Genomic DNA, 18,005 nt, shown 5'->3' with positions numbered 1-18,005 from the left:
AATTATTTAAATTTAACTGCATTAAATGCAAAAACAGGAAATAAAACACCCGTATTTTTTGTTTTTCTACAAAATAAGGAAGGATGCTTTATTTATATGCTATATTAGTTTATAATTTCATAAAACAGTATTCATTTATGATCCATTTGGAAGAAGGTATTGATAAAATGATCTATATTAAAGATTTAATGAGTGGTCTTGAAATTTTCAAAGCGCTAAGCTCTGAAATCAGAATCCTCATCCTCGAACTTTTAGCTACCAATCAAGCACTAAACCTGAATGAAATAGCCAAAAAACTGAACCTTAGCAATGGCGCAATTACGATGCATATTAAAAAGTTAGAAGAAAGCGGTCTCATCGAAATAAACACATCCGTAGGCAAACATGGTATTCAGAAGGTCTGCTATTTGAATAAAGATAAGCTTATTGTTGATCTTCGCAGCAAGGATGTTGATAATCTCTATGAAGTAGAAATCCAAGTAGGACATTACAGCAACTATCAGGCCGTTCCGACCTGCGGACTCGCTACTAAAGACAGTATTATCGGTGACTTCGACGAGCCCCGTTATTTCGCAGATCCTCAGCGGATTGAATCCGAGATCATTTGGATGGCAGAGGGCTTTCTCGAATATAGAATTCCGAACTATCTTAAAGCTAATCAAACGTTCCGCGAAATCCAATTCTCGATGGAGATCGGCTCTGAAGCCCCTGGATCTAACGATAACTATCCCTCCGACCTTTATTTCTACTTAAATGGAATAGAAATCGGATACTGGACTAGTCCGGGAGATTTCGGAGACACCCGAGGAACGTTTAATCCAGACTGGTGGCCGCCACATTTAAATCAATACGGTATGCTCAAGCTGATCCGTATTAATAATGAAGGTAGCTTCATTGACGGCTGCCGAATTTCTGACGTAACTCTGGATGACATTCAGTTGGATTATAAGAGCGAGCTTACTTTCCGGATAGCTGTAACGGACAAGCCTGTAAACAAACGCGGGCTCACCATTTACGGTAAACACTTCGGCAACTACAGCCAGGACTTACTCGCGCGTGTCCTATATGATGTACATGAAGTAGAAATTGGCGCTTCTCGTACTGCCGTTACCTTATCAGAGTAAAATTACTGCTAAACAAAAAGACCTTAGAACCAGTAATAACTGGTCTAAGGTCTTTTTAAGCTTTGTATATTTTTTTGAGTTTGATCCATAATAACCTTGTCTCCCAAACCACCGAGAAGGAGTGTTTCGAATGCGTGAAGGTCTAATTCCCGCTGTTCTTGGAACCGTCGTAACCGCTTCTAGCGCCGCTTTTCTTGGAAGCAAGTATAAGATGGCAGCAACAGGCGTACTTGGATTTGGTCTGGCTCATGTCGTATTGGGTGCCATTGATCTGTTTGAGCATCGGTAAGGATTGGAAGATGCCGGGTGGCATAAACACTGCCCGGTTTTTTTGATGTTCACATATTGGCGAGAACATTCAATGGAGCATACGGACGAACCACACCGAACCCATAAAAAGAAGGGCTGTCCCATCAGCTATTTTCATAGCTTTTGGGACAGCCCTTCTTAGTATTTCTGAATATTCATTTTATAGCAATATAAAATAATCGTTCCGCATCATCATCCGCCTCGATCCACTCGAAATCGGCGTAAGTCTTCACTTCACTAAATCCAGCCTTAAGCAGCTCATCCTTCATCCACTGAGGATCGTAGGCACGCTGAATATGTGTTTCTTCGAAACGGCGATATACATCACTCCGTCCCTCTTCCCGCGCGAAAATGGACAGATGATGTTCTATCTCACGGCGTGGAACATCCATTTCACAAGTCCAAATATAAGACACCGACGGTTCGTCCAGAACAAAGGGCTGCTCTTCTTCATAACGGATTAGTGTGTTTGGATGATGAACATCGAACAGAAAGGTGCCGCCTTGCTTCAGTCCTGCAAAGGTACTAGCAAAGACAGCTCTGATATCGTCTTCTTCCAGCACATAATTCAGACAGTCACAGAAAGAAATCACAGAATCCACAGGCTCTGGAAGCTCCCATTCCTTCATGTTTTGTCTAATCCATCGAACACTACCTTCGCGCAAAAAGCGCCGTCCATGGGGATGCTCCTCCATTTTGCGCTGTGCCACTGAGAGCATATCTGAAGATAGATCGATTCCGGTCATATGATACCCTGATCCTGCCAAAGGAATGGTGATACTCCCTGTGCCGCAGCCAAGCTCAGCCACGGTTACAGGCTTACCGTATTTGCTCCATGCGGTTTCAGCAAAGGAGATCCAGTCAGGATACGGCATATCTGCCATGAGCTCATCGTATACATAAGCAAATTTCCCATAGGAAGACACTAGTACACCGCTTTCTATTACATCATTTAATATGATTCTGTTATTCAGAGGTTTCTTTATTTCCCTCGGTTGAACCTTCCTTCTCCTTAGGAGCAAGATACGTCCAATTCTCTTTTTGGGTAATATGGCCTTCCTTCATCAGCTTTCCAAGCGCACGCTTAAACGCTGATTTGCTAATTCCGAAACGCTGCTTGATAATGTCGGGTGGTGTTGCATCCGAATAAGGCATCGCTCCACCCGGACGGGCATGTAAGAACTCCAAAATCTTGGCAGAGTCTACATCCATGCCTACCTCTTTACGGAGACCCATAGAAAGGTTAACACGACCATCTTCGCGAATATGGGAGACACGTGCTTCGAACTGTTCTCCAAGACGCAGTAGACGACTCCGTTCAGAGGAATGGACCATTCCGATAATACCAAAGCCTAAAACCCCAGCATCTACAAGAACAAAAGTCCCCATCTGCAGCGGTTTGTACACCCGGGCTGTTACAGTCTGTCCCATCCAGGATTCAGGTGCAGGAAGTGCTAGCGGAGCTAGTTCCTGCTCTCCGGCTAATTTAGCACGAAGACGCCCCTGTTTATCATGCTCCATAATCGCATACACATAGTCACCGATCTGAGGGCGCAGCTCTGGAAGCTCTGGAAGCTCACGAATGGGCAGCAGAAGCTGCCGTCCAAGGCCCATTTCCAAGAAGCAACCTAGACGCGGATGAATATCAGCTACTTCCAATAAAGCCATCTCACCCAACGTTAGAAACGGTTTCTTCATCGTTGCCGCAAGACGATCCTCGGTATCAAAGAAGATAAAGACTTCAACTTTATCGCCTGTCTTAACCTTCTCGGTAAGCTCTGTATAATGCAGCATAACATCCTGATCTCCTGCATTCAGGAAAAATCCGTATGGGGAAACCTCTCTTACTACATTAAGTGTAACTGTAGTTCCTGCAATCAGGCTCATACAGTCTCCACTACCTTCGCATCCGACCACAGACGCTCGATATTGTAATATTCACGTTCATCGCGGTGGAAAATATGAACGATAACATCACCAAGATCCATCAGCACCCAGCGTGCTGAATCCATTCCTTCAATCCCCTTGATTACGCCGCCTGCTTCATGGACCACTTTGCGGACTTCGGTAGCAATGGACTGTACTTGGATATCCGAATTACCATGACACACGATGAAGTAATCACTAATCGGTGAAACAGTACGCAGATCTAATGCCACTACGTTCATTGCTTTTTTATCTTCCACAGCCTTAAGGGCCAGTTCTAACAGCTTGCTTGGTTGTACACTCATATTTTATCCTCCAATATTCTAACTAAATCATTACGTGCCAGTACCGTTAACGGAAAGATTACTCGGCGTTTTTCCAGTAACAAACTAATCGTAGAATCAAATCCCGCAACTAGTCCTTCTTCCAAACTTACTTTTGCCAGCTTACGTATCTTATCAACCCCTGGAAAATCGCGGCCAGGCTCGATATAGTCGGCGAGACAGACAATTTTCTCAAGTAAACTCATGTCTTCACGACCTGAGGTGTGAAAACGGATCGCATTCAGAATATCTGGATCTGTGATCCCATAATCATGCTCTGCTACAAAGGCACCTACTTCCGAATGCCACAACTGCTTGTCATGATTCAGAAGATTCAAGTTCAGATGATTCTGCTCGATAATCTCCTTCATTCTCTCCACAGGCCAATACTTGGCCACATCATGCAGAATTGCCGCTGTCTCCGCACGCTCAGGATCAGCGCCATATTGCTCCGCTAGTTGAATGGATGACTCCATGACGCCCAGTGTATGCTTCCAGCGTTTAGCAGGCATTTGTGTTGAAACCGCCTCAATTAGAGCTTCGCGACTGTATGCCATACAATCCACTCCTTTGAACAAAATCGAACACTGCCTCAGGTACCATATAACGAATGGATTTGCCCGCTGCAGCCCGTTCTCTTAACATCGTTGACGAAATATCAACCAGAGGCATATCTGCTAACAGCACTTTTTCTGCGATATATGTTGGCAATGCTTCTAGATCAAGAGGTGTTCCCGGACGACCTACGCCGATAAATGTAAGCCGCTGCACAAGCTCTTCAATCTCGTTCCATTTCGGTAAATACTGGACCATATCCGCTCCAATGATGAAATAAAGATCGAAATGCGGATACGCCTCTTGCAGCCGTCTTATGGTCTCGTACGTGTAGGAAACGCCACCTCTGACAACTTCCCAGTCTAATGTGCGAAAAGCTTCATGATTCTTTATCGCTTCCTGCACCATTGCCAGCCGATCAGCTCCAGATACTCCTGCCTCATGTTTATGAGGCGGAATATGAGAAGGCATAAACCATACTTCTTGAAGTCCATAAGTTTCTCTAGCTGCTTCCGCTGCCATCATATGACCGATATGAAGAGGATCAAAGGTACCTCCCATAATTCCAACTTTCAAGAGGACGACCTCCTCGGTAGTATGCTTTCAGGTATTAGCGTGGCAGCTCAATGGTTTTGTTATCACGTGATTCCTTGTACAGTACAATGGTCTTGCCGATCACTTGTACAAGCTCAGAACCCGATTGTTCGGCAAGTAGCGCGCCGATTTCCTTGGGATTCTCAATATTATTGCTCAGTATACTAATCTTCATTAGCTCACGCTTCTCAATAGCTTCTTCAATGTGACGTACGAGGTGATCGTTTACTCCACCCTTACCCACTTGAAAAATAGGATCGAGATGATGAGCCAATGAACGAAGATACCGTGTTTGTTTACCAGTTAACATAAATGAATAACTCCTTAATTAACATATATTATTACCCTAAATTGATGAATCCATTTCTTACTCTTTTCCACCCAGACAATGGAGTATAGTCTGTCGCATGATTTCCGTAGGAGCTGGTTGCCCTGTCCAATACTCCAATGCATAAGCTCCCTGATAGACAAACATCCCGAGGCCTCCATGAATCGTACAGCCCCGTTCAAGTCCTTCTAACAATAGCCGAGTATGCAACGGATTATAAATCAGATCACTTACGACCATACCTGCACGAAGCAATCCAAGGTCTATCGGTGTCTCATCCATATGAGGATACATTCCTACGGAGGTAGTATTGATCAGTACATCAACACCATCCAGCATTTCCGCCACTTCGTCCATGCTAATCCCGATGACATTCCCTTTGCCTTGGCAATCTGCAGCCAAGTCCCGTGCCTTATCAGCACTCCGATTAGCGATAAGGATAGAAGAAGGCTTCTCCTGAAGCAGCGCAGCAACAATTCCTCTTGCTGCTCCACCGGCTCCAATTACCATAATCTTCGTATCTGACAAATCAGAAATGGCTTCCGCTTTAAGCGAACGTACATAACCGATTCCATCCGTATTATATCCAGTGAGTATCCCGTTATTATTAACAATCGTATTGACTGCACCAACGGCTACCGCACTTTCATCTAATAGATCCATATGAGCCATCACCGCAACCTTATGCGGAATCGTCACATTTACCCCACGGAACCCAAGCGTGCGAATTGCCTGCACCGCATTCTCCAGATTCTCCGGAAGGATATGAAGCGGCACGTAAGCACCCGGAATTCCCAGTGCTTTCAGTGCTGCTTCATGCATAATAGGAGATTTTGATTGTATAATAGGATCTCCCATTACACCCAGCAGGATATTCCCGGTATTGTAGTCCTCGGTTGCAGTTATCAAAGACACTGTAATAGCCTCCCCGTTAGATCATCGAAGGGCGGGTAAGCACCTTCACGCCACGCGGAACGTGGATAGCCACGACTGCGCCTTCTGTCCCGTTGACCTTAATCCATCCCAAACCTGAAATATAGAGATCGCTCCGACTGCCTTTATTAATTCGGAACTCATGCCGTTGCCATGGTGGCAGCTTGTCCATCCGATCACTTCCTGGAGGGGACAACATTTCACCTCGATGGTCCGCATAAAGAGAATCTGCACGTTCCAGCTTCGTACGATGGATTTTTAAAGTACCGCTAATAAAGCAAGTGAACGATTGATGCTGACCTTGCACGAAATCAAAACGTCCCAGTCCGCCAAAGAATAGCGTCTGTCCTTCATTCAACTGATAGACAGCAGGCTTCAACGGATTGGCAGGCATAACTGCATCCAAATCCTGACGTTCAACTAGTTCACTATAACGCCATGGATACACAATCCCTGGCGTATCTATAATATAGTGGCCATCATCCAGTGGGATTTTAACCGTATCGAGTGTTGTGCCAGGGTAACGCGAGGTGGTTAACTCCTGCTCCAAATCACTATAGTCCGAAATCAAACGGTTGATAAGCGTGGATTTCCCTACATTCGTAGCACCCACTACATAAACATCACGTTGACCACGCAGTTCTGTTACAGCTTCCAGCAAACGGTCGAAGCCTTGGTTACGTTTCGCACTACAAAGTACGATTTCAGCTGTCCGCAATCCTTCTTCTTTACAGCGTTGCTGCATCCAGTTACGCAGTTTATTCCAATTCGTAACCTTAGGTAGCAGATCACATTTATTGACTGCAAGAATAACTGGGTTATTACCGACAAATCGCTGAAGGCCGGAAATCAAGCTGCCTTCAAAATCGAAAATGTCAACAATATGAATAACAAGTGCATTCTTCTCCCCTACCCCACTCAGCAAGCGAAGAAATTCATCCTGGTTCACAGAAACAGATGAAGCCTCGTTATAATTCTTAATCCGGAAACAACGTTGGCAAATCACAGGGTCCCGATCTAGTGCGACTTCCGGAAGGTATCCTGATTGATCCTTATGCTCCGTCTGAAGCTTAATCCCACAACCGCTGCACTTCTCAGGACGCTGTGTTTCACTTTGTTCGTTCATTACTATTTATCCTCCTCGTGCCACAATCCTTTTTTACGAAGCCGTGTCAGAGCAACTCGCTCTACCCGGCGATTAAATCTTGTGCCGAACCCTTCATCCTTAACGGAGATTGGCAGCACCAATACGGTATACAGACCAAGCCGATTGCCGCCGTATACATCTGTAAGCATTTGGTCTCCCACCACAATCGTTTGCTCCGGTCGCAACTCCATCTGCTTCATCGCTTTGAGAAAAGGAGCATTACTCGGTTTACGAGCCTGATGCACAAATTCAATATTAAGCGGTGTAGCAAAGCGTGACACCCGATCCATGTTGTTATTGGATACGATGATGAGCTTAAAGCCCACTTCCTTCACCTTCTCAAACCATAACAACAGCTCCGGAGTAGCCACAGGCGCTTTGGCACCGACCAGTGTGTTATCCAGATCCGTAATGATTCCACGGTATCCCTGTCGATACAGCTCTTCTAGAGAAATATCGAATACCGTCTTCACCCGGAGTTTGGGAACTAACATTTCAAACAATACGTTCACCTCGATTTCATACAAAAAACTATAACATACTCCATGCGCTACGCAAATAAATCTATATCAATGATTTACTGCAATCGCGCTATTTCTTGGATCTAATCGTTCTCCGCAGCCGCAAAGCTTCAGTATACACGCTCTGCCAGTCTTTGTCTTCAATAACATCAGGGCTATACTTCGCTTGTTCAAACATCGTTAACAGTGAAGAAAGATGATTGGCCACAGCGGGTCGTTCCTGACTCCAGCGGACTACGGCTTCACGCAATGTTTCATGTTCTTCTTTCATCATTCCCTTACGATGCAAATACCTTACCCAGCGCTCAGTTTCCGCCACAACTTTCTGATCAGGTGTTAATGGACGACCCATCCGCATCTGTTGAATGAAGAAGCGAAGCTTAAAGCGCATATGCCAAGTTTTAAAAATTGTCCAGGAAAGCAGTACAACCACTGCAGCCAAAACTACCCATAAACCTACATGTAAGCCTTGATCTCCTTGTGCATTAGTTACAGGTGCTGGTGTAGGTTCTGCTGCATCTTCTTGATCTTCCGGATCTGTTTCAGGTATTTGCTCATTCTGAGTCAGAAGAGGCACATTAAATCCCGGAGTAGCTTCAACCGGAATCCAACCATACTCACCAAAATAGACCTCTGCCCAAGAATGGGCATCTGCATTGGTAATCGTATAGTTATTGTTCGCTGCACCCGCCTGCTGCTGCGCCGGATTCATAGGCATTTCTGGCTGTTCGCCAGGTGCATACCCCTTAACCCATCTTGCAGGAATGTTAAGGGACCGTGCCATAGTAACCAGTGCCGTAGAATAATAATCACAGTAGCCTTCCTTCAGCTCAAACAAAAATCCATCCACAAAATCCTTACTTGAAACGCGTGATATATCCGGCTTGTTGGTATATGGAAAGGTTTGTTGTAAGTATTGTTGCAAAAGCGCTGTTTTTTCATACGGTGTTGTTGCTTGTGCTGTAATTTCCTCGGCCAGTTCCTTAACCCTTTGAGGGAAATCGTCAGGTAGCTGAAGGAAGCTTTCCTCCAGATCATTACCTTTGTATAGCTCCTCATAGGTCTTCGCTGTCAATTCCTGAACAGGAATGACAGGAACTTCAGAAGTCACCTCAAAGCTCGAAGGATAATCGCGGTTCTTCCCATTAATATCCCATAAAAGCTCGCTATCACGATCTCTCCAAAAAAGACCTTTTCCAGCTTCCTCATCATTTAACGAATCCACCGAAGTAACTGAATACGCACCGAACAACACAGGAAATTCATTATTGTTAAGCACTCTAACCGTTTGTTTCAATGTTCGGGTAGTGACCTTAGGGGCAACATTTTGCTCCAAGAGTTTACCTGTCTCCACTTCTTCTACAGGTCCCCGCTTCAATCGATCCTTATCCGTCCATCCGCTTCCGGAGTAGATCCTGCGTGTCTCTCCACGCATATAAATCCGCAAGTCCGAAACCACTGTCATCACCGGAGTATAATCGAAGTTAAAGCCCCCGCCCAGATTATCATCATTCAGACTGTAGCCAGACGAAGTATTATTAATAGAGGAGCTTGAGCCCGTATTGGATTTCGATGTTCCAGTTGTGCTCTTACCAGAAGACTTTCCATTTCCATTCCATTCTTGCCATGCTGTATATGGATCCGTCAAAGTAGGCCTTACATCCGGCATATTCACACCGATTAGGATAACCAGAGAGAAGACGATTGCGATATTCATGACTATTTTCGAGGGATATTCCATCAAATGTACCCATCCACGCGGATAATGTAGCTGAAAACTTCTCAGGTGCTGGCTGACAAGCCATCCCATACCCGCAAATACCGTCCAAGCCACTTCTTGCCACAATACAATAGACGTAAAGGAATCAAGAGCCGCCAGCGCTACAATGTTCATTCCAATAAACCATAAGATACGCTTCTTCGAGGATACCCACCAAGACGAAAGCAACAGCAAAGCAGATGCACCAAGAGCAAACCAGATATACGGCACCATATGAACACTAATATCCTGGAGCCTATCTGCAAGGGTTAATGCCCATGGGTCAGGAACATAAATTCCATAATTAGTAATGGTTCGATAAACGATATAGATAATAGCTACTGCTTCCATAAACAGTCTAAACTTAACTTTAACAGGGATAAGAATTTCAATGACTGTAATTGTTATTAAAGCAGCCCATACAGAAGCAGTGGTTTGATTTAACCAGATGGGTTCCGTATAAGAAATCCACTGCTGTGCAATAATCAATAGCCAAATTAGGCCAATGGAACGGTGCCAGGAGAATTTTATCTGATTCCACCAGGTTCTCATATCAGCCCTCCCCTCCTAACACTAAGGGAAGCTCTTGAAGTGAGCTAATACCATAACCGTTTATTCCACGTGATCTAAGGACATCAATCCAATCGTTACCTTTGTTCATCTCTGCCGAATTTCGCACATGAATGTGAGAAGCTGTCATCCCTCTGCTGTCAGCCCAACGCAGTGCATCAAGTACAGGCTGTCCACGCTGCGGGCTGATCAACACGAAGTAAGAACCCTTAGGAAACATACGGTATCCTTTTTCCAATCGGGAGATAAGCGGACCCCGCCCTTCCGCGTTAAGATCGATTAAATACTGAATCATCTTCTGTCGTTCAGCAGCACCTTCAACGGGTGCAAATACCTTCGTGGTTTTATCCAAACAACATAGGCCAATTCCAATTCTCTCTCGAATTCCAAATCCGAGTAGTGATGCCGTCACAGAAACTGCTAATTCGAATTGATTCGTATTCATATAAGCTGATGCGCTTCCGTCAAGAACTAGAATGGTTTTGGGAATCGACTCATGTTCAAACTCTTTGGATTTCCAAGAACCGGTCTTAGCAGTGGCATTCCAGTGAATTCGCGTCAAGCGATCACCGTATACATAGTCACGGACGCCATTAATTTGTGTGGTTTCACGCCGAGATTGAACAACGGAGGTCTGCGGCCCAGATAGCCGGGACTTCCTCTCATATAACTGCCAGCGCGGAACGTAGATCGCACGAGGCAACACCTGAAACTGTCCTTCAGATAAAAATGTCCCTTTATGCTCGACTAGCCCAAATATATCTTGGCTGATAATATCCGTATTAGCGAACGTGTAGGTACCACGCTCTAGGGCTGGTGTCTGAAACTTCAATTCCCCAATGCCTCTGAGGCTTGGGACCACACTCTCTTCAAACACCCACGATTCTCCATTATGCCGTTTAAGCACCTCTCTTACAACTACGTAAGGCAAGGGCAAAATGCCGGGTATTGTAACCTTAAGTTTTACACGAAGATGCCCTCCTGCAGAGAGCAAATCCCCTTTGTCCTGTTCAGAAAAAAGACTGCGAGTGCCCTTAGCTCGCCGAACGCCTCCTAAACCTCCAGCAATCAAATATGCAATAAGTACAGAGACCATGATAAACAACATAAATGCCGTTTTCCCGCCCTGAAAAAGTACATATAAGAGTGTAATGCTCCAAATTACAAGGATGCTTGCGAGCTTAGATGGCTGAATGATGGCTGCTACCGACGACAAATAACGTCTCATATCATTGCCTCATCGTAACTGGCACATGAATGCTCTGCAGAAGCTTTTGAAGCAAAGATTCTACGCTAATATTATCAAGACGCGACTCTGGACGCAGCAATATCCGATGACCCAAGGCAAATGGAGTAAGGATCTTCACGTCATCAGGCAGAACATAGTCTCTTCCCTGCAAAAAGGCATAAGCTTTACAAGCCATCATAAAGGATAGTGATGCACGTGGACTTGCACCTAGCATTACTAGTGGATGCTCTCTTGTCTGCCGTACAATATCTAACAAGTAATTCAGTACAGGATCGCTCATGAAGATGTCGCGAATCTCTTCCTGAATCCCTGCGATTTGTTCCATGCTTGTTACTGGCGAAAGCCTGTCCACTGGTTGGCCTTCCTGATGACTCAACAATAGATTTTTCTCAGTCGCTGCATCAGGATATCCAAGGCTAATTCTTAGCATAAATCGATCCAATTGAGCTTCAGGAAGCGTGTAAGTTCCCTCAAAATCTATCGGATTCTGGGTAGCGCACAACATAAAAGGATGCGGAAGTGGATACGTCTCGCCATCCACAGTTACGTTTCGTTCCTCCATCACTTCGAGAAGTGCGGATTGTGTTTTCGTTGTAGCACGGTTAATTTCATCGGCTAGCAGAATATTCGTCATCACCGGACCTGGCCGGAAATGAAACATCTCATCCCTAGGATGATATACAGAAACACCTGTAATATCACTTGGAAGTATATCCGGATTACATTGAATCCGGCGGTATTCACCGGACATTGATCTTGAAAGTGCTCGTATTAGCTGAGTTTTTCCTGTTCCCGGTACATCCTCGATCAATACATGACCACCAGCAAGCAGTGCAGTTAACAGTAATTGTATTTCAAATGATTTTCCAAGTATGCAGGATTCCAGATTAGTGCGTACAGCATTCATGATGTGCATCGATTCTTGACGTACGGGCATATATGATCCTCCTAGCCAGAATAAGCAGTATTATTTATATTTTACATGATTAGGGGACCCAAAGTACATTGTTGAAGATCACGAAGTCAGTATACAAAAAAAACCATAAGATGAAACATCCTACAAGTTTTAAACAAAAAACGGTTGCCGTCTTTTCAGACGACAACCGTTTCAAATAGAATCATACTTGGCTAACCTTTAGGACGTACTACTAAAGCAGCCAAAAAGGAGAACACAATAGCTGACGAAATACCCGCACTTGTAATATCAAAAATCCCCGTAACTACGCCAATCCAGCCATCTCGTTCCAGCTCTGTTAATGCACCGTGGACCAAGGAATTCCCAAAGCTTGTGATTGGAATAGTTGCACCAGCACCTGCGAACTTCACTAGCGGATCGTATATTCCAAAAGCATCCGCAATCGCCCCGGCAACTACTAATGTACTCATGGTATGTGCAGGTGTCAGCTTCAATACATCGAACATCAGCTGCCCTATAACGCAAATGGCTCCTCCAATCAGAAAAGCCCATAAGTAGATCATCATTATGCTTCACCTCCACTTTCTATCGCAACAGCATGAGCCACACACGGAATACTCTCTCCTTGCTGATAAGACAGAGGGGATAAAAGTGCACCCGTTGCGACTATTAGCACCCGTTTAAGTTGACCCTTTTTTAAACGTTTAAGAATATGGCCATAGGTTACAACCGCTGAGCACCCGCAGCCACTTCCTCCAGCGATCACATATTTCTGTTTCTCAAGGTCGTAAATGAGCAGACCGCAATCATCAAAAGTAGTTTGCTCCATAGGAATTCCCTCTTTAGCTAACAGGGTTTTGGCTATAGGTAAGCCTACAGATGCCAGGTCTCCGGTAACAATTAAATCATAGTGCCCGGGCGATAGGCCTGTATCCCGAAAGTGCGCAGTAATGGTATCCGCCGCCGCGGGTGCCATAGCCGTACCCATATTAAAAGGATCTGTCAAACCAAGATCCATAATACGTCCAAGTGTGGCTGAAACCACGACTGGATGGTTACCAGAGCCGTCATTTTGACCTACTACAGCACAGCCCGAACCTGTAACTGTATATTGTGCTGTCGGGGGTTTCTGCGAGCCATATTCCGTTGGATAACGAAACTGCTTCTCCACTGTACAGTTATGGCTGGATGTTCCCGCGAGCACATACTTACTGCCTCCAGAATCAACGATCATTGAGGCAATAGCAAGGCTCTCCATAGAAGTAGAGCAAGCACCAAAGACTCCGAGATAAGGCACACCTAATTTTCTCGCCGCGAAAGAGCTGCTGATAATCTGGTTCATCAAATCGCCGCCAACAAAAAACTCCAGCTTTTGTTTATCGATATTCGCATTAATCAGAGCCAGATGGGAAGCCTTCTCGAACAAAGCGCGCTCGGCCTTCTCCCATGTCTTCTCGTCCATTTCCAGCGTATCAAATATAAAATCAAAATCTGAAGCTAAAGGACCTTCTCCCTCCTCTGGGCCAACTACTGCGGAAGAACCTAAAATAACGGGACGGTTCGTGAACTCCCAAGTTTGACTACCAAGCTGTTTCATGTATGTGCACCTCCACCTGTGCCCAAGATGAGATACACGATCCCAATGATGAAAGCAGCGACAGCTCCAAATACGATGACTGAACCCGCTAGCTTAAACATATTGCCGCCTACACCAAGCACAAGGCCCTCAGCGCGGTGTTCTAAAGCTGCAGAGCACATACTGTTTGCGAACCCCGTAACTGGAACTGCAGTTCCAGCACCAGCCCACTGAGCCATCTTGTCGTACACACCAAAGCTGGTCAGGATTACAGAGAGCAGTATCATCACCGCTACTGTCGGACTGGCGGCTTCCTTGGAGGTCATATCGAATATGGCCATAAAAGCCTCCTGAATACCTTGTCCAATAACACAGATTATGCCGCCAGCAATAAACGCTCGTATGCAGTTCTTAAATACGGGCCTAGCAGGAACAAAGGGCTTGGACAATTTCTCGTAATCTTGTGGAGTCAGGGTGTCAAGCTTCAGCTTGACACCCGATTTCTTAGTTTTCGCCGGCATTGAGGCACCTCCTGAAAGTTAGGCGAAGGGGGCTGACAAGCATCATTGTACTCACTTTAAAGCCCCTCAAGTTGTTCTTCGCTTAGAAGTTTTCCTTATTGTTTGCCATCCTCCGCTTCGTTATGTCCCTCCAGTTCAGGAAAAATACAGTAACACAACAATCAGCAATAAGAAGAGCACAAAAATAAGTACTGCTTCTCTTTCCCTTGGATTGTGGCGCCAGTATCTTCTGCGCATTCCGCTTACTTTTAGGCTTTTACTAGAGAATCCTCCCTGCACCCTTCTTTTGGGTACGCTGCCCGCTACCCTCATTCGTCTTCGCATCCTTTCTAAGGCTCCTGCCACCAAAGCCTCTAATGCATAGTATTCGTGGAGCTCGTGCCCGGTGTTCAATGTCTCTAATCATGGACAAGTGAGCTCAGAATGTTCATACTAGGTTGAAGGAAGAAATAACGATGCCATCCATTATGGATAACATCCGTTTCTCGTAGAAATATAAGAATTGGAGTGAATTCATATGAATCAAGAAACATTGGACATGTTTAAAACACTTACCGAATTTCCCTCAGCCCCAGGATTTGAGCGCGAACTCCGCGCTTACGTCAAGGATGCTATGACTCCTTATACTGATGAGTTCGTACAGGATCGTCTCGGAAGTTTGTTCGGCGTACTGCGCGGCGAAGAGAACGGACCAAAGATTATGGTCGCCGGGCACTTTGACGAGGTAGGTTTCATGGTAACTGGAATTACTAACACCGGGATGATTCGTTTTCAACCCCTTGGCGGCTGGCTTGCCTCTGCTGTTGCATCCCAGCGCCTACATATCATTACACCTAAAGGAACGCTGACCGGTGTTGTTGGCAGCACGCCTATCCATTTGCTAAGCAACGAAGAACGCGGCAAGACTGGTGAGATTAGCAAAATGTATATCGATATCGGTGCAGACAGCCGTGAGGAAGCAGAAAGCTTTGGCGTTAGACCAGGCCAACAAGTTCTGCCTATTTGTCCGTTTACCCCTCTTGCTAATCCCAAAAAAATCTTGGCGAAAGCTTGGGACAACCGTTACGGCGTAGGTCTCGCCATTGAACTAGTTAAAGCATTGCACGGTAAAAAGCTGCCGAATACCGTTTTTGCTGGTGCAACTGTACAAGAGGAAGTAGGCTTGCGGGGCGCGCGTACTGCGGCTAATCTCCTGTCACCGGACATCTTCTTCGGTCTGGACGCGAGCGCTGCTGCAGATATGACAGGAGACAGCCAAGCATTTGGCCACCTGGGTAAAGGAGCTCTCCTGCGCATCTTTGATCCTACGATGGTTACACATCGCGGTCTGATTGAATATGTACAAGATACAGCGGATACCCACCGGATCAAATATCAGTACTTTGTTTCTCAAGGTGGAACAGATGCGGGGCAAGTTCATGTTAGTGGAATCGGCGTTCCTTCTGCTGTAATCGGAATATGCTCACGCTACATACACACCGCTTCATCAGTGATTCACAGCGATGACTACGATGCTGCTAAAGAGCTTCTGATCAAGCTGGTAGAAGGTCTTGACCGGACTACGTTACAGACAATTATTGAAAACAGCTAATCGCATAAGAAATGAAAGAAGAAGCCCTCAAACACTTTCGCAGTGAATGAGGGCTTCTTTTATGTGAATAGCGCTTATTTAAATCATATCCAGCGGCACTTTCCAAGACGGTATTGGGAAAGCTTCATCCAGCTTCCAAATTTCATCCTTACTTAGGGTAATCAAGCCTGCGGCAGCATTCTCAATGACATGTTCACGAGAAGAAGCTTTTGGAATAGAAATAATATCCTCTTCACGCATTGTCCAAGCTAGCATAATCTGAAGCGGAGTTGCATTATGCGCACTGGCGATTTCCTGAACGACTTCACTCTCGATCACTCCTTTTCGGAGTGAACCTGCTTGAGCAAGCGGTGAGTAAGCCATTACCGGGATCTTGTGGCTTCGTTGCCATGGCAGCAATTCAGTTTCAATTCCTCTGGACCCTAAATGATATAGAATCTGATTGGTAGCACAATGAGTTCCTCCAGCAATACCAAGCAGTTCTTTCATATCGTCGACATCGAAATTGGATACACCCCATCTTGCTATTTTTCCTTGAGAGACTAGTTTCTCCATACCTACAACAGTCTCTTCTAGTGGAATATCTCCCCGCCAATGCAGCAGATAAAGATCCAGATGATCCGTATTCAAACGTTTCAGACTTTCTTCACAGCTGCGGATAAGGCGCTCATTCCCGGCATTATGTGGATAGACTTTTGACACCAAGAAAACTTGATCCCGAATACCCTTGATAGCCTCACCCACTAAAAGCTCCGAGCGCCCGTCCCCATACATCTCAGCCGTATCTATTAAATTCATGCCTAGTTCCACGCCTAATCGCAGGGCAGCGATCTCTTCCTCCCTGCGGGAAGCGTCATCGCCCATATTCCAAGTTCCCTGCCCGATTCTGGAAAGTGACGTTCCATCTGGAAGCAGCATGCGGTTAGATTGGTTCATTCTTGCGATTTCAGCCAAATGTTCGATTGAATCCTTAGTCATATTAAAAATCCCCTTATTGAAGTATTGTATACTTACTTTATACGACCTATAAGAACCTTTCTAAACATCTGAATCGTGTCTAAATTTTAACTAATCTCTCTTTTGTAGAGAAAAATTACGAATGAATCCCAAACTAAGCTATCAGTTTTAGTCCCACAGCGGCCCCCAGAATCATAATAATACAGACGATCCGGCGCCAGTCTTTGGCCTCTCCATACAATATCATCCCCAGAATCGCTCCGCCGGATGCACCGATTCCTGTCCATACCGCATAAGCTGTTCCCATCGGCAGACTCTTCATAGCTAAAGACAGAAACAGAAAGCTTGCTCCGAAACCAAGAAAGAGCAGCGCGAACGACAGGAAATTCCGGTGTTTATTCAACCTATTAATCATAGCTACTCCAAACATTTCAAATAAACCAGCAACAACCAGAAATACCCATGCCATTTAAGACTCCCCCTTTACTTCGGCTTCTTTGGTCACCATTTTCAATCCTATAACGCCTGCCAGCAAAATAACCACTAGAACCAGCTTCATCAACTTGAACGGTTCTCCGAATAAAACCATGTCCGCAACTACTGTACCTGCAGTTCCTAGACCAACAAACACGGAATAAACCGTGCCGACCGGCAATTTGGTACTCGCTGAAATCATCACATAGAAGCTTATTATTATAGCTACCACAGTTATCAGCCACTCCCACATCGTGGAGGCATGCTTCAAGCCGATGACCCACATGACCTCGAAAACAGCTGCACCAACTACCTTTAACCACTCTGAATTGTTCTTCATTCCAAGCCCTCCTTCAATTCACTAACTTTATAATTGCCCACGAAACAAACAAATAAGCCCGGAAGGTCATCGTCATTTATAACGATACCTCCCGGGCTTTTATCCCTCCGTGTAGACACGAACGATGTTGTTCGTGCGTTTTCCCTCGGACCAGACCAGCTGTGCACCAGCTGCGGAACCCTAGAAAACAATAACTATTAAGTTACATCGTATGGTAGCAAATCGGGGTGATAAAATCAACCTTTTCTAAATAAAAAAAGAACAATCTCACAGCGATCCATTCCATAAAATT

The 18,005-nt window shown here is 45.2% G+C and carries 21 protein-coding genes and 1 riboswitch; of the genes, 3 read left to right on the top strand and 18 right to left on the bottom strand.

The features are described from left to right. Positions 1 to 167 precede the first annotated feature (167 nt). Together R50345_RS07535 and R50345_RS07530 are read left to right on the top strand one after the other, a co-directional pair. On the top strand, positions 168 to 1,124 hold the full coding sequence (locus tag R50345_RS07535; RefSeq protein ID WP_042131966.1) for an ArsR/SmtB family transcription factor: 957 nt from the start codon (positions 168 to 170) through the stop codon (positions 1,122 to 1,124). Between the two features lie 130 nt (positions 1,125 to 1,254). Next, on the top strand, positions 1,255 to 1,413 hold the full coding sequence (locus R50345_RS07530; protein WP_036675694.1) for a hypothetical protein: 159 nt from the start codon (positions 1,255 to 1,257) through the stop codon (positions 1,411 to 1,413). A gap of 175 nt (positions 1,414 to 1,588) precedes the next feature. Here R50345_RS07530 and R50345_RS07525 read toward each other — a convergent pair whose 3' ends face one another. From R50345_RS07525 to spoVAC, 15 genes are all read right to left on the bottom strand, one after another. After that, a complete protein-coding gene (locus R50345_RS07525; protein ID WP_042125386.1) occupies positions 1,589 to 2,359 on the bottom strand; it encodes a class I SAM-dependent DNA methyltransferase in 771 nt (256 codons plus the stop codon). A 40-nt stretch (positions 2,360 to 2,399) separates the two neighbouring features. Then, entirely contained in the window at positions 2,400 to 3,320 is a 921-nt protein-coding gene (locus tag R50345_RS07520; protein WP_042125384.1) for a CvfB family protein, read from the bottom strand. Continuing rightward, the gene (gene rsfS / locus R50345_RS07515) at positions 3,317 to 3,664 is read right to left on the bottom strand and encodes a ribosome silencing factor (protein ID WP_042125383.1); all 348 of its coding nucleotides are present in this window, start codon (positions 3,662 to 3,664) and stop codon (positions 3,317 to 3,319) included. Before rsfS ends, R50345_RS07520 begins: the two co-directional genes overlap by 4 nt. Beyond that, positions 3,661 to 4,239 carry a bis(5'-nucleosyl)-tetraphosphatase (symmetrical) YqeK gene (yqeK, locus tag R50345_RS07510; RefSeq protein ID WP_042125381.1) on the bottom strand — a complete coding sequence of 193 codons (579 nt, stop codon included), beginning with the start codon at positions 4,237 to 4,239 and terminating at the stop codon, positions 3,661 to 3,663. Before yqeK ends, rsfS begins: the two co-directional genes overlap by 4 nt. Next, positions 4,211 to 4,813 carry a nicotinate-nucleotide adenylyltransferase gene (locus R50345_RS07505; RefSeq protein ID WP_042125379.1) on the bottom strand — a complete coding sequence of 201 codons (603 nt, stop codon included), beginning with the start codon at positions 4,811 to 4,813 and terminating at the stop codon, positions 4,211 to 4,213. Before R50345_RS07505 ends, yqeK begins: the two co-directional genes overlap by 29 nt. 34 nt (positions 4,814 to 4,847) lie before the next feature. Beyond that, positions 4,848 to 5,141 (bottom strand): ribosome assembly RNA-binding protein YhbY, encoded by a 294-nt coding sequence (yhbY, locus tag R50345_RS07500; protein WP_042125377.1) that lies wholly within the window; start codon positions 5,139 to 5,141, stop codon positions 4,848 to 4,850. Positions 5,142 to 5,198: 57 nt separating this feature from the next. Continuing rightward, entirely contained in the window at positions 5,199 to 6,074 is an 876-nt protein-coding gene (gene aroE, locus R50345_RS07495) for a shikimate dehydrogenase (RefSeq protein ID WP_269321984.1), read from the bottom strand. 16 nt (positions 6,075 to 6,090) lie between these two features. Further along, the gene (gene yqeH / locus R50345_RS07490; protein WP_042125375.1) at positions 6,091 to 7,218 is read right to left on the bottom strand and encodes a ribosome biogenesis GTPase YqeH; all 1,128 of its coding nucleotides are present in this window, start codon (positions 7,216 to 7,218) and stop codon (positions 6,091 to 6,093) included. A gap of 2 nt (positions 7,219 to 7,220) precedes the next feature. Continuing rightward, positions 7,221 to 7,742 (bottom strand): YqeG family HAD IIIA-type phosphatase, encoded by a 522-nt coding sequence (locus R50345_RS07485; protein ID WP_042131964.1) that lies wholly within the window; start codon positions 7,740 to 7,742, stop codon positions 7,221 to 7,223. An 88-nt stretch (positions 7,743 to 7,830) separates the two neighbouring features. Further along, a complete protein-coding gene (locus R50345_RS07480; protein ID WP_042125373.1) occupies positions 7,831 to 10,071 on the bottom strand; it encodes a DUF4129 domain-containing transglutaminase family protein in 2,241 nt (746 codons plus the stop codon). Between the two features lies 1 nt (position 10,072). Further along, positions 10,073 to 11,317, bottom strand: a complete 1,245-nt coding sequence (locus tag R50345_RS07475; RefSeq protein WP_042125371.1) for a DUF58 domain-containing protein — start codon at positions 11,315 to 11,317, stop codon at positions 10,073 to 10,075. A gap of 1 nt (position 11,318) precedes the next feature. Further along, positions 11,319 to 12,275, bottom strand: a complete 957-nt coding sequence (locus tag R50345_RS07470; protein ID WP_042125369.1) for an AAA family ATPase — start codon at positions 12,273 to 12,275, stop codon at positions 11,319 to 11,321. A gap of 191 nt (positions 12,276 to 12,466) precedes the next feature. Further along, complete coding sequence (gene spoVAE, locus R50345_RS07465) at positions 12,467 to 12,817, bottom strand: stage V sporulation protein AE (RefSeq protein WP_036675923.1); 351 nt, start codon at positions 12,815 to 12,817, stop codon at positions 12,467 to 12,469. 2 nt (positions 12,818 to 12,819) lie between these two features. Beyond that, the gene (gene spoVAD / locus R50345_RS07460) at positions 12,820 to 13,851 is read right to left on the bottom strand and encodes a stage V sporulation protein AD (RefSeq protein ID WP_042125367.1); all 1,032 of its coding nucleotides are present in this window, start codon (positions 13,849 to 13,851) and stop codon (positions 12,820 to 12,822) included. Next, positions 13,848 to 14,351: a stage V sporulation protein AC gene (gene spoVAC, locus R50345_RS07455; protein WP_042125365.1), complete on the bottom strand. Its 504-nt coding sequence runs from the start codon at positions 14,349 to 14,351 to the stop codon at positions 13,848 to 13,850. Before spoVAC ends, spoVAD begins: the two co-directional genes overlap by 4 nt. A gap of 517 nt (positions 14,352 to 14,868) precedes the next feature. Between spoVAC and R50345_RS07450 the strand changes: the two genes are divergently transcribed. Next, the gene (locus R50345_RS07450) at positions 14,869 to 15,942 is read left to right on the top strand and encodes a M42 family metallopeptidase (protein ID WP_042125363.1); all 1,074 of its coding nucleotides are present in this window, start codon (positions 14,869 to 14,871) and stop codon (positions 15,940 to 15,942) included. A gap of 78 nt (positions 15,943 to 16,020) precedes the next feature. Here R50345_RS07450 and R50345_RS07445 read toward each other — a convergent pair whose 3' ends face one another. The 3 genes from R50345_RS07445 to R50345_RS07435 form a co-directional block, all read right to left on the bottom strand. Next, the gene (locus R50345_RS07445) at positions 16,021 to 16,920 is read right to left on the bottom strand and encodes an aldo/keto reductase (RefSeq protein ID WP_042125361.1); all 900 of its coding nucleotides are present in this window, start codon (positions 16,918 to 16,920) and stop codon (positions 16,021 to 16,023) included. 133 nt (positions 16,921 to 17,053) lie between these two features. Beyond that, positions 17,054 to 17,368, bottom strand: coding sequence for a DMT family transporter (locus R50345_RS07440; protein WP_042125359.1), 315 nt, complete (start codon positions 17,366 to 17,368; stop codon positions 17,054 to 17,056). Next, a complete protein-coding gene (locus tag R50345_RS07435; RefSeq protein ID WP_042125357.1) occupies positions 17,369 to 17,713 on the bottom strand; it encodes a DMT family transporter in 345 nt (114 codons plus the stop codon). It abuts the gene before it with no gap. An 86-nt stretch (positions 17,714 to 17,799) separates the two neighbouring features. Then, positions 17,800 to 17,908, bottom strand: a riboswitch (guanidine-I (ykkC/yxkD leader). Between the last annotated feature and the right edge of the window lie 97 nt (positions 17,909 to 18,005).

The organism is Paenibacillus sp. FSL R5-0345 (assembly GCF_000758585.1).
Lineage (GTDB): Bacteria > Bacillota > Bacilli > Paenibacillales > Paenibacillaceae > Paenibacillus_AQ.
This window is presented reverse-complemented; position numbering and strand designations above follow the sequence as displayed.